The sequence below is a fragment of the Agrobacterium sp. LR_9 genome (assembly GCF_041954855.1).
Lineage (GTDB): Bacteria > Pseudomonadota > Alphaproteobacteria > Rhizobiales > Rhizobiaceae > Agrobacterium > Agrobacterium leguminum.
In genome coordinates this window covers 244,038-259,096 of sequence record NZ_JAVAYA010000003.1, presented here as the reverse complement: position 1 = coordinate 259,096, position 15,059 = coordinate 244,038, and the positions used below count along the sequence as shown (strand labels likewise).

General features: G+C 57.9%; 13 protein-coding genes. 5 read left to right on the top strand and 8 right to left on the bottom strand.

All coding sequences use genetic code 11. From position 1 onward, the window contains the following. The first annotated feature begins 44 nt into the window (after positions 1–44). Positions 45–557: an RNA pyrophosphohydrolase gene (locus RAC79_RS05735; RefSeq protein WP_020811992.1), complete on the top strand. Its 513-nt coding sequence runs from the start codon at positions 45–47 to the stop codon at positions 555–557. A 42-nt stretch (positions 558–599) separates the two neighbouring features. On the opposite strand, the gene bfr is transcribed toward RAC79_RS05735, so the two are convergent. The 4 genes from bfr to RAC79_RS05715 all read right to left on the bottom strand — a co-directional run bounded on the left by bfr (position 600) and on the right by RAC79_RS05715 (position 3,707). Next, complete coding sequence (gene bfr / locus RAC79_RS05730) at positions 600–1,085, bottom strand: bacterioferritin (RefSeq protein ID WP_003520274.1); 486 nt, start codon at positions 1,083–1,085, stop codon at positions 600–602. After that, a complete protein-coding gene (locus RAC79_RS05725; protein WP_003505234.1) occupies positions 1,051–1,362 on the bottom strand; it encodes a bacterioferritin-associated ferredoxin in 312 nt (103 codons plus the stop codon). Before RAC79_RS05725 ends, bfr begins: the two co-directional genes overlap by 35 nt. 266 nt (positions 1,363–1,628) lie before the next feature. Continuing rightward, positions 1,629–2,354: an acetoacetyl-CoA reductase gene (gene phbB, locus RAC79_RS05720; RefSeq protein ID WP_003520276.1), complete on the bottom strand. Its 726-nt coding sequence runs from the start codon at positions 2,352–2,354 to the stop codon at positions 1,629–1,631. Positions 2,355–2,525: 171 nt separating this feature from the next. After that, entirely contained in the window at positions 2,526–3,707 is a 1,182-nt protein-coding gene (locus RAC79_RS05715; RefSeq protein WP_104679599.1) for an acetyl-CoA C-acetyltransferase, read from the bottom strand. Positions 3,708–3,950: 243 nt separating this feature from the next. Between RAC79_RS05715 and phaR the strand changes: the two genes are divergently transcribed. Continuing rightward, on the top strand, positions 3,951–4,526 hold the full coding sequence (phaR, locus tag RAC79_RS05710; protein ID WP_003520279.1) for a polyhydroxyalkanoate synthesis repressor PhaR: 576 nt from the start codon (positions 3,951–3,953) through the stop codon (positions 4,524–4,526). A 56-nt stretch (positions 4,527–4,582) separates the two neighbouring features. Here phaR and RAC79_RS05705 read toward each other — a convergent pair whose 3' ends face one another. Both RAC79_RS05705 and RAC79_RS05700 read right to left on the bottom strand, forming a co-directional pair. After that, positions 4,583–5,959, bottom strand: a complete 1,377-nt coding sequence (locus RAC79_RS05705; protein WP_174039744.1) for an MFS transporter — start codon at positions 5,957–5,959, stop codon at positions 4,583–4,585. A 106-nt stretch (positions 5,960–6,065) separates the two neighbouring features. After that, a complete protein-coding gene (locus tag RAC79_RS05700) occupies positions 6,066–10,826 on the bottom strand; it encodes an NAD-glutamate dehydrogenase (protein WP_374996943.1) in 4,761 nt (1,586 codons plus the stop codon). A gap of 541 nt (positions 10,827–11,367) precedes the next feature. Between RAC79_RS05700 and RAC79_RS05695 the strand changes: the two genes are divergently transcribed. Next, entirely contained in the window at positions 11,368–11,937 is a 570-nt protein-coding gene (locus RAC79_RS05695) for a CarD family transcriptional regulator (RefSeq protein WP_003505223.1), read from the top strand. 76 nt (positions 11,938–12,013) lie between these two features. Here RAC79_RS05695 and RAC79_RS05690 read toward each other — a convergent pair whose 3' ends face one another. Then, positions 12,014–12,517: a L,D-transpeptidase gene (locus RAC79_RS05690; protein WP_125145361.1), complete on the bottom strand. Its 504-nt coding sequence runs from the start codon at positions 12,515–12,517 to the stop codon at positions 12,014–12,016. A 286-nt stretch (positions 12,518–12,803) separates the two neighbouring features. On the opposite strand from RAC79_RS05690, the gene RAC79_RS05685 reads away from it, so the two are divergent. After that, positions 12,804–13,487 (top strand): response regulator transcription factor, encoded by a 684-nt coding sequence (locus tag RAC79_RS05685; protein ID WP_003505216.1) that lies wholly within the window; start codon positions 12,804–12,806, stop codon positions 13,485–13,487. A 147-nt stretch (positions 13,488–13,634) separates the two neighbouring features. Then, complete coding sequence (locus RAC79_RS05680; RefSeq protein WP_003520283.1) at positions 13,635–14,090, top strand: cyclic nucleotide-binding domain-containing protein; 456 nt, start codon at positions 13,635–13,637, stop codon at positions 14,088–14,090. Positions 14,091–14,110: 20 nt separating this feature from the next. Here the strand turns inward: RAC79_RS05680 and RAC79_RS05675 are convergent, their stop codons facing one another. Next, on the bottom strand, positions 14,111–14,914 hold the full coding sequence (locus RAC79_RS05675; protein ID WP_065656875.1) for an exodeoxyribonuclease III: 804 nt from the start codon (positions 14,912–14,914) through the stop codon (positions 14,111–14,113). Positions 14,915–15,059 lie beyond the last annotated feature (145 nt).

Sequence of the window (15,059 nt, the reverse complement as noted above, 5' to 3'; positions counted from 1 at the left end):
CTTGCGTGCGGCCATTTCTGGCGCTCAGACAGTGCGGGTTTCCCATGACAATCAAAGCAGAAGATTTGCCTTATCGTCCCTGTGCGGGAATTATGGTGCTGAATGCCGAGGGCCTTGTCTGGGCCGGCAGGCGCATCAAGGAAGGCAATTCCGAATATGACGGCTCACCGCATCTGTGGCAGATGCCGCAGGGCGGCATCGATGACGGTGAGCGGCCTCTGACGGCCGCCATTCGCGAACTCTACGAAGAAACAGGCATGAAAACGGTGAGCCTGCTTGCGGAGGCGAGTGACTGGATTCACTATGACCTGCCACCCGAACTGATCGGTATCGGTCTCAGGGGCAAATATCGCGGGCAGGCGCAGCGCTGGTTTGCGTTCCGTTTCGAAGGCGACGAAAGCGAGATCCAGATCGATCCGCCGCCGACCGGGCACACGGCCGAATTCGATGCGTGGGACTGGAAGCCGATGGAAAGCCTGCCGGAGCTCATCGTGCCATTCAAGCGCGCGGTATACGAGCAGGTCGTGGCGGAGTTCCAGCACCTTTCCGGCAAATAAAAAAGGCGGCCAAGGCCGCCTTTTCTGTTTTGTCGCCAGTGCTTATTCCGCTTCGTTGGCGGAATCGGCGTTGAGCTGGCCGTATTTTTCCTCGCCGATCTTGCCGAGCAGTTCGAGCTGGGTTTCGAGAAAGTCAATATGGCCTTCCTCGTCGATCAGCAGTTCTTCGAAAAGCTTCATGGAGACGTAGTCTCCGGCCTCATAACAGATATCACGCGATTTCTTGTAGGAGGTGCGGGCGTCATATTCGCCGGCAAGGTCGGATTCCAGAACTTCCTTGACGTTCTGGCCGATGCGCAGGGGCGCGACGGTCTGAAGGTTGGGATGGCCTTCAAGGAAGATGATGCGTGCGACCAGCTTGTCGGCGTGCTGCATTTCCTCGATGGATTCAGCACGTTCCTTTTTGGCGAGCTTCGTGTAGCCCCAGTCTTCCAGCAAACGATAGTGGAGCCAGTACTGGTTTACCGCACCGAGTTCGAGAAAAAGGGCCTCGTTAAGCCGCTCGATGACTTTTTTGTCGCCTTTCAATGTCCGCTCTCCTGTTCTCTTCATGGAATTGCTTCAGGCGGGACATAAAATCAAAAACATCGGCCTCAGTCGAGTGGCGACGGGCATGATATTCTTCGGTGGTTTTGATGATCAGGTCGACAACGGTGGGGAAACAGCCGCAGCAGCGGCCACGTTTTTCCATGGCGTGATACACTTTTGCAGGAACAATGAGCTGCCAACAGTCCTCGTCGAGGAGCTCGTTGATGACGTCCCGGATATCGTGATCGGTGATGTAATTGCAGCTGCAAACCAGCATGATGGACTGCCTGTATGACGCAACACGTTGTTTTCGTTCTTAAACCAAAACAGGACAGCAAATGTCAAGAAAAACCTCTTAATGAGTCGCTGAGGATTTTCTAGACTCATTCTAAACTATACAAAACTATCGTATTTTCATTAGTTTAGGCTACGTGTCATTCCAGTGTTTCATCTTCAAGTTTTTGTGCGCGGCAAGATTATTGAAGCCGAGATCACGGAAAGTTTACTGGGTTCAGGAGGCCGGGAAGTCAGGATCGACGGCCCTCAGGCGAAATATTGTCCGCCATTGGCCGTCATGGTCGAACCGGTGATGAAACCGGCCTCGTCGGAAACCAGAAACAGAACGCAGCGTGCGATTTCTTCCGGCTCACCCAACCGTCCAACGGGAATTTGCGGCACGATCCGTTCTGCCAGAACCTTCTCCGGTATAGCTCTCACCATCTCCGTGCCGATATAGCCGGGGCAGATGGCGTTAACGGTAATATTGCGGCTGGCGCCTTCCTGGGCGAGCGCCTTGGTAAACCCGATGTCGCCCGCTTTCGAGGCGGAATAATTGGCCTGTCCCGCCTGGCCTTTCTGGCCATTGATGGAGGAGATGTTGACGATGCGGCCGAAGCCGCGGTCGCGCATGCCCGGCCATACGGGGTGGGTCATGTTGAACACGCCGGTAAGGTTGGTATCGATAACCTCGCGCCATTGCTGCGGCGACATTTTATGGAACATCGCATCGCGGGTGATGCCGGCATTGTTGACGAGCACCTCGACGGGACCGAAGGTCTCTTCCACCCTGGCTATGCCATTGACGCAGGCGTCATAGTCGCGCACGTCCCACTGAAAAGCGGGGATGCCGGTTTCTTTCTGGAATGCTTCCGCCCTGTCCGTCGTGAAGGCATAATTGACGGCCACCCGGTAGCCGGCCGCCTGCAGGGCGCGGGCGATTGCGGCGCCTATGCCGCTCGTCCCGCCGGAAATCAACGCAACCCGGCTCATATCGGCCTCCATGACCTGTCATTGAAGCGCCTGCATATGCGAGGATGCTTCCATATCTTGCAGAACTTGTTCGTCGTGCTCACCGGCCACAGAAATGCGGCCAATGGGAGGCCGCTTCTACCCTATTGCGCGCTGAACCGGAATTGCTTTTTGCCAAGTCGTGCGGCGGTTTCAGAGTGCTTCGATGCACATGGCGACACCCATGCCGCCGCCGATGCAGAGCGTTGCGAGACCCTTCGACACGTTACGGCGGCGCATTTCGAAAATCAGGGTGTTGAGGACACGCGCACCGGATGCGCCGATCGGATGACCGATGGCAATCGCCCCGCCATTGACGTTGACGATCGCAGGATCAAGGCCAAGTTCGCGCACCACGGCGCAGGACTGGGCCGCAAAGGCTTCGTTGGCTTCCACAAGGCCAATATCGCTGATCGACCAGCCGGCCTTGGCCAGCGCCTTGCGGGAGGCAGGGATGGGACCGGTGCCCATGATTTGCGGATCGACACCCGCTGTCGCCCAGGAGGCGATACGGGCGAGCGGCCTGATGCCGCGCTTTCCTGCTTCCTGTTCCGACATCAAAAGCGTGGCGGCGGCGCCATCGTTCAGACCGGAGGCGTTGCCGGCCGTGACCGTCCCTTCCTTGTCGAAGGCGGGGCGCAGCTTGGCCATGGTTTCCAGCGAAGCTCCGGCGCGGATATGCTCATCTGTATCAATGACGATATCGGCTTTACGGCCCTTCACCGTGAAAGCCACGATCTCATCTGCAAAACGGCCAGCGCTTTGCGCGGCTTCGGCCTTGTTTTGCGATGCGACGGCGAATTGGTCCTGCTCGTCGCGGGAAAGCTGCCATTGGCGGGCGATGTTTTCAGCGGTGATGCCCATGTGATAGCCATAAAAGGCGTCAGTAAGGCCATCTTTCAGCATGGTGTCGATCATCTTGAAATCGCCCATCTTCACGCCGCCGCGCAAATGGGCGCAGTGAGGGGCCATGGACATGGATTCCTGCCCGCCGGCAATGACGATGTTCGCGTCGCCGGTCGCGATCTGCTGCATGCCGAGGGCCACGGCACGCAGGCCGGAGCCGCAGAGTTGATTGAGGCCGAAGGCGGTCGCTTCCTGTGGAATGCCGGCCTTCATGGCAGCCTGCCGCGCCGGGTTCTGCCCTTCACCCGCCGTCAGGACCTGACCGAGAATGACTTCATCGATTTCCTTCGCCGCGACACCAGCACGCTCCAGCACAGCGCTGATGACGGTCGCCCCGAGTTCGTGGGCTGGCGTATTGGCGAAGTGGCCATTGAAAGAGCCGACGGCTGTGCGCGCGGCGCTGGCAATCACGATTGAACGCAGGGTCATCAGTTTTCTCCTCACTTGCGGGCGGAGACTGGCAAAGCTTTCAATACAAGTCAAATGGCGAAAGTTGCTTTAAAAGATGTTGCTAAATCACACTAAAATCTTGCGGAAAATTGCTGCGCAAAAAACAAACTGTTGCGATGCACAAAACATTTGTCAGAGAGCTCGTTTTGCGCATACACTTTGCGCCGGGAAGAGCAAGAAGACCAAAAAACAAGAAAATACCATCATCGCGAGGAGGCGGGCATGGCGAAACACGACGGCGAAACAATCATTAAAAAATACGCCAACCGGCGGCTCTACAATACCGGCACCAGCACCTATGTGACGCTCGATGATCTGGCGCAGATGGTCAAGCGCGGCGAGGATTTCAAGGTTCAGGATGCCAAGTCTTCCGAAGACATCACGCATGCGGTGCTGACGCAGATCATCGTCGAACAGGAGGCCAAAACCGGCAATACGTTGCTGCCGACGGCGTTTCTGCGGCAATTGATCTCCTATTACGGCGACCAGATGCAGATGGTCGTGCCGACATTTCTCGAACATTCGATGAAGACCTTTTCCGACCAGCAGAGCCAGATGCAGGAGCATATGGCCAAGGCTTTCGGTGATGGCTCGCTTGCCCGCAATTTTCAGGCGCCGCTGCAAATGATGGAAGAGCAGATCCGTCGCAATACAGAACTGTTCCGGCAGGCGATGCAGGGTTTCACACCTTTCGCAATGCCGCAGGCGCCCAAGGAAACCCGCAAGCCGAATGCATCCGAAATCGATGAGCTGAAGGCGCAGTTGCGCGCATTGCAGCAAAAGCTCGATCAGCTTTGATCCTGTCGGGCCGATGCCCGGTTTCAGCAAACCGCATCGGCTTTTGCTTCAGATTTTCAGCCTGCCGTTCTTTCCGGCACGCGCAGCAACAGCAGGAACCCTGATCCCAGAAATACGATGAGCGTCGCCATGCCGATATGGGCTGAGCCGCTTATTGTGGTTGCTATGGAAAACGACAGCGTCGCCATGAAGCTGGTGGCGCGTCCGGAGAGCGCATAGATACCGAAATAACGGCCCGCCTCCGCCACGGTGATGTTGCGGGCAAGATAAGATCGTGACGAGGCCTGAACGGGGCCGAAGGCAAGGCCGATCAAAACGCCATAAAGCAGATAGGCCTTTTCCGCGCCGGTGGCGAAGATGCCGCCATTATCTGCGGTCGACAATTGTATCCACCCGAAAAGGGTGGAGCCCTTTTCCGTTGAGACGATTCCGAGCGTGGCCAGCAACAGAAGCACGAGACTGATGAGGATGGTGATGCGCGACCCGAGCTTGTGGTCGACGCGCCCGGCGGCAAAGCAGCCAGCGATGGCAACGATATTGAGCAGGATGCCGAAGAGGCCGATTTCCATCGTTGCCCAGCCGAACATGCCGGCGGCGAAGGCCCCGCCGAGAATGAGAACGCCATTGACGCCATCCTGATAAAGCATGCGCGCAATCAGAAACCGCAACAGCACGGGGCGGTAGCGCAGCTCGCGCAGCGTGATCTTTAGTTCTCCCAATCCCGAGCGGATCGCGGCTGCGAAGGGCAAGCCCTTTTCAGCATCGGGAGTGATAAGAAACATCGGCAGAATGAAGATGAGATACCAGAGCGCCGCGAGCGGTCCGGTTATTCTGGCATCCTCGCCGGTTGCAGGATCGAGGCCGAAAAGAGGCTTGATACCGGCGATGGTCACCCCGGTCTGTGGATTTGCGGCCAGAAGCGTCACCACGGCAATCAGCACCACCATACCGCCGAGATAACCGAGCCCCCAGGCGAGATTGGAAATGCGCCCGACATTTTGTGGGTTGGTCAGGCGCGGCATCATGGAATCGTTGAAGACGATGGAAAATTCCGCCGCGATGGAGGCGAGGATCATACAGACGATTGGCAGGATGAGCGGCGAACCGGGTGCGGCAAACCACAGGGAAAATAGACTAACAATCTTGATGACGGCAAAGAAGGCGATCCACGGCTTGCGTGCGCCAGACTGGTCAGCGATGGAGCCGAGAATGGGAGAGAAGAGGGCGATGATGATCGAAGACACCGTCGCCATGTTGCTCCATGTCGCCTGCGCTGAAATCGGATCGTCGGTAAGCCGTGCGACGAAATAAGGCCCGAAAACGAAGGTCGTGACGACCGTGAAAAACGGCTGCGCCGCCCAGTCGAACATCACCCAGCCCCAGATGCCGCGTTTGGCAACTACTGTTTCCGCATTTGGGGAAGGGACAGTCATTCATCGTCCTATCGGAAAATCGGGAAATAAAATGCGCGATGCGGGTGCATCCGTCTTGTCTGGCGCCATCCGGGAGGACCCGGATGGCGTTTTTTGAGGCTGCTGATCAGCGTGCCTGAACAATATCGCCAAGCAGCCCGGCCGCGACCGTCAGACGGGCAAGGTTGGTATCGCCGCTGTCGCTGAGCGCGCCGAGTTCGGAGACGATGCGGTTGACCCGCACGCGGTCCGCCGCATACCAGGCCTGAACCGGATCCTTTTCCCTGGCATATTCGGTCAGCGCGGAGATGACGATCCGGCGTCTCGACGAGGAGATCTGGTCCTGGCTGCGCAGGAGAGCCAGGCTCTCGTAATGATCCGCCGGTGTGATGCGCTGGCTTGCATCCAGCAGACGCGCGACGCGGAAGGTCGACGAGACGGTGGCATAGCTTTCGGCGGCGCGGGCAAGCGTGGTGCCGGCGCTTTCGGCGATGCGCATGATCTCAGGCACATAGACGAGCAGGGAAAGCGTATCGAGTTCCTCCAGAAGACCGGAGGGAACGCCGTCGATTTCCGTGACGCCGAGTTCGCGACGATACTTCGCAGCTGCCGGCGATAGCGTCTTGATGGCGGTTTTCAGGCGCTCGATTTCGGTCGCCATGTCACCTGCGGTCGCACCGGCGCTCCCGGTTTGCAGGTAAAGCCTGCTCGCATCCGAGAAGATGCGCGTGATCGTGGCATAAAGCCCGTTCTGGACTTCACCGCCGACCTTTCCGTCAAGCGCGTCGACTTCGCTCCACAGGCGTTTGAGACCGAAACCATCCTCGACGATCACCGCAGCCTTAACGACGTCGGCCGCCAGAAGGCCGCTCGCATCGGCAAGTTTCTGCACAAAGCCCGGGCCGCCGCGATTGACGACGGCATTGGCGAGTGCGGTGGCGACGATTTCGCGGTGCAGACGATGCGATTTGATATCGTCTGCGTAGTTCTTCTGCATCTTGGCCGGGAAATAATCGACCAGAAGATGCTGGAGATAGGGTTCGTCGGGAAGCGTGCTTGCCACCAATGCATCGAACAAGGTGAGCTTGGCATAGGAGAGGAGCACGCCGATTTCCGGCCGGGTCAGCGGTTTGCCGGTGGCGTATCTTTCGCTGAATTCGGCATTGTTCGGCAGGGTCTCGACCTTGCGGTTCAGTTGTCCAGTCGCCTCCAGCGCGCTCATCAGGCGGCCGAGTTCTTCGCGGTTCGAAAGGCCCAGCCGCTCCGTCAGCGAGATCGCCAGCGATTGCAGGTAGTTGTTGCACAGTACTAGCTGCGCCACTTCCGGCGTCATGGAAGCAAGAAGCTGGTTGCGTTTCGGCATCGTCAGGCGACCGCTGTTAACGGCGGAGGCAAGCGCGATCTTGATGTTGACCTCGACGTCCGAGGAGTTCACTCCAGCCGAGTTGTCGATGGCGTCGGAATTGCATCGCCCGCCCGAAAGCGCATAGGCGATGCGCCCCTTCTGGGTGATGCCCAGATTGGCGCCTTCGCCGATGACCTTGGCGCGCAGCTCGGTTGCGTTGACGCGGATGGGGTCGTTCGCTCTGTCACCCACCTCGGCATTGGTTTCCACCGCCGCCTTGATGTAAGTGCCGATGCCGCCGAACCACAGAAGATCGGTTGGCGCCTTCAGGATGGCCGTCATGATCTCGAAGGGCGTGGCGACGGATTTGTCGATGCCGATGGCGGCCACAGCTTCCGGTGTCAGCGTCACCGATTTTTCGGAGCGCGAGATGACCATCGCGCCGGCGGAGAGGGCCGAACGATCGTAATCCTGCCAGCTGGAACGCGGCAGTTCGAAAAGCCGCTTGCGTTCGGCAAAGGACCCGTCGGTGTCGGGGTCCGGATCGATGAAAATATCGCGGTGATCGAAGGCGGCGATAAGCCTGATCTTTTCCGACAGCAGCATGCCGTTGCCGAAAACGTCGCCGGACATATCGCCCACGCCCGCCACCGTGAAGGGGGTGGTCTGGATGTCGGTGTCCATTTCACGGAAATGGCGTTTCACCGTTTCCCAGGCGCCACGGGCGGTAATACCCATCTTCTTGTGGTCGTAACCGGCCGAACCGCCCGATGCGAAGGCGTCGTCCAGCCAGAAACCGGCCTCATGGGCAAGACCGTTTGCCGTATCGGAGAAGGTTGCTGTTCCCTTGTCGGCGGCGACGACGAAATAGGGGTCGTCACCGTCGAGCCGCAGCGTGTCGGCTGGCGGCACGATGGCATCGTCGACGATATTGTCGGTGATGGACAGCAGGGTGCGGATATAGGTCTTGTAGGCCTCGCGGCCGGCATTGAAGACCTCGTCGCGGGAGCCGCCGGCCGGCAGATTCTTCGGGAAGAAGCCGCCCTTGGCGCCGACCGGAACGATCACCGCATTCTTGACCTGTTGCGCCTTGACGAGACCGAGCACTTCCGTGCGGTAATCCTGGCCGCGATCCGACCAGCGCAGACCGCCGCGCGCGACCTTGCCGAAGCGAAGATGCACGCCTTCGACCTCTGTTCCGTAGACGAAGATTTCGCGGAAGGGACGTGGGTCGGGCAGGCCGTCCAGATGTTTCGGATCGAACTTGAAGGCCAGCAGGTCACGCGGCGTGCCGTCGGCATTTTTCTGGAAGTAGTTGGTGCGCAGCGTCGCGTCGATGGCGTTGACGTAACGCCTGAGCGTGCGGTCCTCGTCGAGATTGGGAACGCCGCTCAATGCCGCTTCGATTGCCTTGTGTATTTCGGCGAGTTTCTTCAGCCGCTTCTTTTCATTGACAGACGGATCGAAGCCGGCCTTGAACAGCGCGAAAATATTGCGGGAAATCGCCGGATACTTATAGAGCGTTTCGGAAATATGCTCCTGCGAATAGACGATGCCGGTCTGGCGGAGATAACGCGCATAGGCGCGCAGCACGGAGACTTCGCGCACGGTGAGGCCGCAGGCGAGGATCAGGCGATTGAAGTTGTCATTGTCTACCTTGCCGGAGAAGGCGGCGAGGAAAGCTTCTTCGAGTTTCTGTCCATAGTGCGGCAGATCGAGCGTCGTTCCCTTGGCGACGGACAGTTCCATGTCGTGCAGCACGATGTCGCGCTTTTCGCCATCCGAAACGACGCCGATATCGAAGGTGCGTTCGCTGATGACGTTGAAACCGAGATTTTCGAGCAGCGGCACGCGGCGCGAAAGCGGCAGGTGGCCATCGCGGTGGAAAATCTTGAGCGACAGCGTTTCCGCCGACTGACCTTCCTGCTGGTAAAATTCGATGCGGACCGGTTCGCCCTTCGCGGCACCGAGAATATCCGGCATGTCGCCGATCGCTTCTTCCGGCGTGAAGGCTTCCTGATAGGCCTGATCGACCTCCAGCACCGGTGCACCCGGCTCGGAGAGGGCGACGAAATGGTCTATCCAGCGCGCCGCGATGTCGCTGACGGCGTCTTCGAGCTTGTCCTGGGCGATGCGCGGCGTCTTGCCTTCCGTTCGGCCGACAATGAAGTGGACGCGGGCGACGGCGCCTTCGGGGAAGGCGGGGTAATAGGCGGAAATATGCCCGTCATAGACCCTGCTCAGATAATCGCCGATCTTCTCGCGCACATAAGAATTATACTCCTCGCGCGGAACGAAGATGAGGGCCGAAACGAAACGGTCGAAACGGTCGATACGTGCAAGCACGCGCACGCGCGGCCGGTCGCTCAGTTCCATGATCTGCTCGACGAAGCGGATCAGAAGATCGGTTTCGATCTGGAAAAGATCGTCACGCGGATAGGCTTCCAGCGTGTTCTGCAGGATGCGCCCCGAGTGGCTGTTCGGATCGAAGCCGAAATGCCGCTCGACTTCCGCCACCTTGGCGCGCAGCAGCGGTATCTGCTTGACCGAGCGCGTATAGGCGGTGGCGGTGAAGAGGCCGACGATGCGCAGTTCGCCGATGACATTGCCGTCCTCGTCGAAGCGCTTGATGCCGATGTAATCCATATAGGCGCGGCGGTGCACGATGGATTTCACATTGGCCTTTGTGACGATGAGGAAATCCGGGCCGTCGAGGAAGGCAAGGATTTCCGGCGTCGTCGTCACGGCATTCTTGCCAAGGCGCAGCACGCGGACATCCGGATCGCTGAGGCTGCCGAGGCCGACGCCGTCACCGCGCTCGATCTTCGCGTTGTTCCCCTTGCCGGAATAGGTGTAGTCACGCATGCCGAGGAAGGTGAAATTGTCGTTGCGAAGCCAGTTGAGGAATTCGACGGCTTCTGCACGCTCGGTCTTGCGCCGTGACGAGCCGCGCTTGGACAATTCATCCAGCGCCTCGTCGAGTTTCGCCAGCATGGGCCGCCAGTCGCGATAGGCGAACTGAACCTGCGTCAGCACGAAGCGCAGTCTTTCTTCCAGCGCTGCTGCGGCTTGCGGCGTGAGCGGCGCGATATGCAGCTGGATGAGGCTGATATTTTCAGCGGGATCATCCTCGGGTTCCGCAAGACGGTAGCCTGCCTGCGCGCTTTCGTCGCGCACCAGGATCGGGTGCACCGCGAGGTAAAGACCGCGATAGCTGCTGGTGACTTCGCCCATGACGGAATCGTAAAGGAAGGGCATATTGCGGCCAATAATGGTCAGGACCGTTACCGGAATATCCCGCGGCGAAACGCCCTCCACCTGGGAGATGTCGATGTACGGAGCGTCTCCGGTCCAGTGCGAAAGCGCCTCGAAACTGTGAGCGGCGCTCGCAGCCAGCATCTCAGCGGAATAATATTCTATATCGTCGGCGCTTGCCCTTCCATAAAGAATACCCGGATCAAGAAATTGGACATTTTCGGCAATTGCCTGCTGGCGCGCTTTTTCGATCTGTTTTTCGCGTTTTGGATTGTTTCTGTAGCCCATTTGACGTGGATTCCTCCAAAAATCACACTTTAATATAAAAAAGCAACGCCAATTTGCGGATTTTGCCTTTTCAGTCGAATCGGATATTGGCGTGGAATTACGAAGAGTTTAAGAGGCTTTCGTGTTTCTTCAGTTTGGAAACGAAATTTTTTTGCTCCTTTTGCCGTGAGGCCTGTCACGAAGCATTTTGACAGTATTTCTGCGGCTAATTTTTAGGCGGTTCTTTGGCTGCCATGTGATGTTGCGGCCACGGTCGAAGCAAATTATTGATTTGCGCCTATTTTTGTGGTACACCAACGACACTGATCCACAGCGTGGCATTTGTGTGCCCAAAAACACCACGAAAGCAACACCTCTTTTGCACGCGGTTTCCGTGACATATCGAGCGTTTACGTTATCGAACCCCGCAAGACGGGAAGGTGTGTTTTTGCGTGCACGGCTGGACCAGTGCGGAGTCACCTGACGGTTCCCCCGTCTCATCAGGGCCTGACCGACCCAACCCCGGCATCCCCGGGTATGTAACAGGGAGTTTTTAGAACGAATGACGACCCAGCAGAAGAAATCTCCAGCACATCACGGTTTCAAGACCGGTGAAGCGATTGTGTATCCCGCTCATGGTGTCGGTACCATTTCTGCCATCGAGGAACAAGAAGTCGCCGGCATGAAGCTTGAGCTTTTTGTCATTGATTTCGAAAAAGACAAGATGCGTCTTAAAGTTCCCGTCGCCAAAGCCGTCAGCATCGGCATGCGCAAGCTTTCCGAAGGCGATTTTGTCGAGCGGGCGCTGAAAGTGGTGCAGGGCAAGGCGCGTGTGAAGCGTACCATGTGGTCGCGCCGCGCGCAGGAATATGATGCGAAGATCAATTCCGGCGATCTCATCGCGATTGCGGAAGTCGTGCGCGATCTCTACCGTGCGGAAAATCAGCCGGAGCAGTCCTATTCCGAGCGTCAGCTTTATGAAGCTGCTCTCGACCGCATGGCGCGCGAAATCGCCGCCGTCAACAAGATGTCTGAAACCGAGGCTGTTCGCCTGGTGGAAGTGAACCTTGCCAAGGGCCCCAAGCGCGGCAAGACCGTCGAAGAGGACGATTCTCAGGACGAAGCCGCTTAATAACCGGCTTTTTCCCTCTAAAAAAACCCGCCTTGATGGCGGGTTTTTTGTTGCCCGATTCCAGGCTGAAATTCACTCACAGGATGCGGATTTTCGTGCCTTTGCGCAGATGCGGCAGGATGCGCCGCATGTCACGGGGATGGAGGGCGACGCAGCCCGCCGTCGGCTCATATCCCGGTCTGATCAGATGCATGAATATCGCCGAGCCGCGGTTGCGGCTTCTCGAGGTGATATTCCAGTCGAGCACCAGGCAGACGTCGTAGAGGCTGTCCTTGCGCATCATCTCTTCATGGCTCGGGGCGAAGGGCGCTTTGACCAGTCTGTTGTAACTGGGACTACGGGGCTCGTCGCACCACAGCATGGACTTGCGTGTTCGCTGCATCGGCAGTGCCGTGGCGATGCCGGCAAGGCGGTCGCCGCGATAAAACCCGTGCAGCAGGCCGATGGTGGAGATGGGAGATTTTCCGTCTCCTTCGCGTTTCAGCGCAGTGCGGCCATTGCGTCCGATCGCGGCGGGAAAGGTGAGATGCCCGAGCTGGACGATGGCGCGGCTGATTTTCGAGGGGGCGGGCCGAACCATGAGCGTCGATGCGCGTTTACGTTGTCTTACAGGCTGGGTGCTCATGTTTTTCACGAGATTTTGCTTTGCAGGTTATTCAACGTGAAGTCATAGCACTTCGTTATATCATGGCAATGGGTTGACCTTTTATCGGCAAACCGCTGAATTGGCTGGTAATTAGAGCGCCAGGCGTCTTTTGGGATGCATAAGGGACGTTCTAACTCTTTTAAACTACGCGTCGTGTCTCTCGAAAATCGAGCCTGATTTTTGGGCCGATGCGCTAAAGTAAGAAAGGCTGAGAATCCGAATGACGGCTCGCACTATCCTTCTGGTGGACGATGACGACGATCTTCGGGAGACGCTGACCGAGCAATTGTCTCCCTATGAGGAATTCTCGCTGCTCAGCGGCGCCAATGCCGCGCAGGCGATGCAGACCGCCAAGACCGCCCAGGTCGATCTTCTGATCATGGATGTCGGCCTTCCGGACATGGACGGGCGTGAGGCGGTAAAGCTGTTGCGCAAGGGCGGCTTCAAGGCGCCGATCATCATGCTGACCGGGCACGATACAGATTCCGATACTATTCTTGGGTTGGAAGCCGGGGCGAATGACTATGTGACGAAACCCTTCCGTTTCGCCGTGCTTCTGGCGCGTATCCGGGCGCAACTGCGTCAATACGAGCAGAGTGAGGATGCGGTTTTCACCGTCGGTCCCTATCAGTTCAAGCCCAGCCAGAAGCTGTTGACGACGGAGGACGGCAAGAAAATCCGGCTGACGGAAAAGGAAGCGGCGATCATCCGTTATCTCTACCGCGCCGGCAGCACCGTCGTTACCCGCGACGTCCTGCTGGAAGAGGTGTGGGGTTACAATTCCGGCGTGACAACGCATACGCTGGAAACGCATGTCTATCGTCTGCGCCAGAAGATCGAACGCGATCCGTCTAACGCTGAAATTCTGGTGACCGAGAACGGCGGATACAAGATCGTTCCCTGAGCAGGGGCCTCTTTGCACCTGTATTGTGTCCAAAGCTCACGCTGCGCGTCCGAAAAGGCGCGCGGCGTTCTAACAGCTTGTATTTTGAGGGCCGATATTGGAAAACCGCTATAGTAGTGCAGGCGTTTTTCCGGAGTAACGATCGACATGGCCTTGACGGACGATATCATGCTGCTGGGGCAAGTGCCGTTATTTGCGGGGTTCAGCGATGACCAGCTGCGGCTTATCGCCTTCGGTGCGGAGCGCCGCCGTGTATCGGCCGGGCAGACATTGTTTCGGGAACACTCACCGGCCGAATGCGCTTTTGCGGTGACGGCTGGCCATTTCGAGCTTTTCACGGCAGGGCGGGATGGCAAGCCCGTGCTGCAGGCGACGCCGGGCAAGGGGGCGCTACTTTCGGAGCTCGCGCTTTTCACGCTCTGCGAACGGAAGTTTACTGCCGTGGCAGTGGAGGATTCCGAAGTCATCCGCATAACGCGCATCCTCTTCCACCGGCTGGTAGAGGAGTTTCCGGAGGTTGCCGATATCGTGTCGGCGCGTATTCGCGACAATATCGCGTCGCTGGCGGCGGGTGCGGCCCGTTTGCAGAACCGCTTCGTCTGACGCCAGACAATTCAGCCTGTTCAGAACCGGAAGTGGGCGGTGACGGGAACATGGTCGGATGGCCGGTTCCAGCCGCGGGCCTCGCGCAATATGTCGATTTTTTCGAGCGAGGAACCGAGATCCTGCGAAGACCAGATGTGGTCGAGGCGGCGGCCGCGATCAGCCGCTTCCCAGTCCTTGGCGCGGTAGCTCCACCAGGTATAGATCTTTTCTGTCTCCGGCACGTTCAGGCGCATCAGATCGAGCCAGTTGCCCTTCTTCATGATGTCAAGCATGCCTTCGGTTTCGACAGGCGTATGGCTGACGATCTTCAGAAGCTGCTTGTGCGACCAGACGTCATTTTCGAGCGGTGCGATGTTAAGATCGCCGACGAGAATGGACGAGGTGCCAGGTACACCGTCGGCGCGCAGCGCCTTCATTTCCTCGATAAAATCCAGCTTGTGGCCGAATTTCGGATTGATCGAGCGATCCGGCTCGTCACCGCCTGCCGGCACGTAAAAATTATGCAGTCGCACGCGGCGCGATCCGACCTGGAAAATCGCGGAAATATGCCGCGCATCGCCGACGCCACAATAATCCTGCCGATGGTCTTCGATCAGCGGAATCTTCGAGGCGATGGCGACGCCGTGATAGCCCTTCTGGCCATGGATGATGACATGCTCATAACCGAGCGCCTTCAGCGGCTTCATCGGAAACTCGCCATTCGGGCATTTCGTTTCCTGCAGGCAGAGAATGTCGGGTTTGTAACGTACCAGAAACTGCTCAACGATCGGCATTCTGAGCCTGACCGAGTTGATGTTCCAGGTGGTTATCGAAAACGACATGCATGTGCTCCGCTTTTACTGCCGCGAACCGCTTGGCCCGTGACATGTTTCCGGGGCGCAGGCTTATAACATCGCGACGAAAACGGGAATGTATTTTAGCGGTAAAATGAAAAAGGCGACCGCAGGGTCGCCTTTCGAAGAATTT

What these genes read in the sequence shown, in the direction of transcription:
- phbB (WP_003520276.1), bottom strand. Translation starts at nt 2,354, where the DNA reads ATGAGCCGGGTTGCGTTGATTTCCGGCGGGACGAGCGGCATAGGCGCC.
- RAC79_RS05695 (WP_003505223.1), top strand. Translation starts at nt 11,368, where the DNA reads ATGACGACCCAGCAGAAGAAATCTCCAGCACATCACGGTTTCAAGACC.
- RAC79_RS05700 (WP_374996943.1), bottom strand. Translation starts at nt 10,826, where the DNA reads ATGGGCTACAGAAACAATCCAAAACGCGAAAAACAGATCGAAAAAGCG.
- RAC79_RS05715 (WP_104679599.1), bottom strand. Translation starts at nt 3,707, where the DNA reads ATGACCCTGCGTTCAATCGTGATTGCCAGCGCCGCGCGCACAGCCGTC.
- RAC79_RS05675 (WP_065656875.1), bottom strand. Translation starts at nt 14,914, where the DNA reads ATGTCGTTTTCGATAACCACCTGGAACATCAACTCGGTCAGGCTCAGA.
- RAC79_RS05735 (WP_020811992.1), top strand. Translation starts at nt 45, where the DNA reads ATGACAATCAAAGCAGAAGATTTGCCTTATCGTCCCTGTGCGGGAATT.
- phaR (WP_003520279.1), top strand. Translation starts at nt 3,951, where the DNA reads ATGGCGAAACACGACGGCGAAACAATCATTAAAAAATACGCCAACCGG.
- RAC79_RS05685 (WP_003505216.1), top strand. Translation starts at nt 12,804, where the DNA reads ATGACGGCTCGCACTATCCTTCTGGTGGACGATGACGACGATCTTCGG.
- RAC79_RS05705 (WP_174039744.1), bottom strand. Translation starts at nt 5,959, where the DNA reads ATGACTGTCCCTTCCCCAAATGCGGAAACAGTAGTTGCCAAACGCGGC.
- RAC79_RS05680 (WP_003520283.1), top strand. Translation starts at nt 13,635, where the DNA reads ATGGCCTTGACGGACGATATCATGCTGCTGGGGCAAGTGCCGTTATTT.
- RAC79_RS05690 (WP_125145361.1), bottom strand. Translation starts at nt 12,517, where the DNA reads ATGGTTCGGCCCGCCCCCTCGAAAATCAGCCGCGCCATCGTCCAGCTC.
- RAC79_RS05725 (WP_003505234.1), bottom strand. Translation starts at nt 1,362, where the DNA reads ATGCTGGTTTGCAGCTGCAATTACATCACCGATCACGATATCCGGGAC.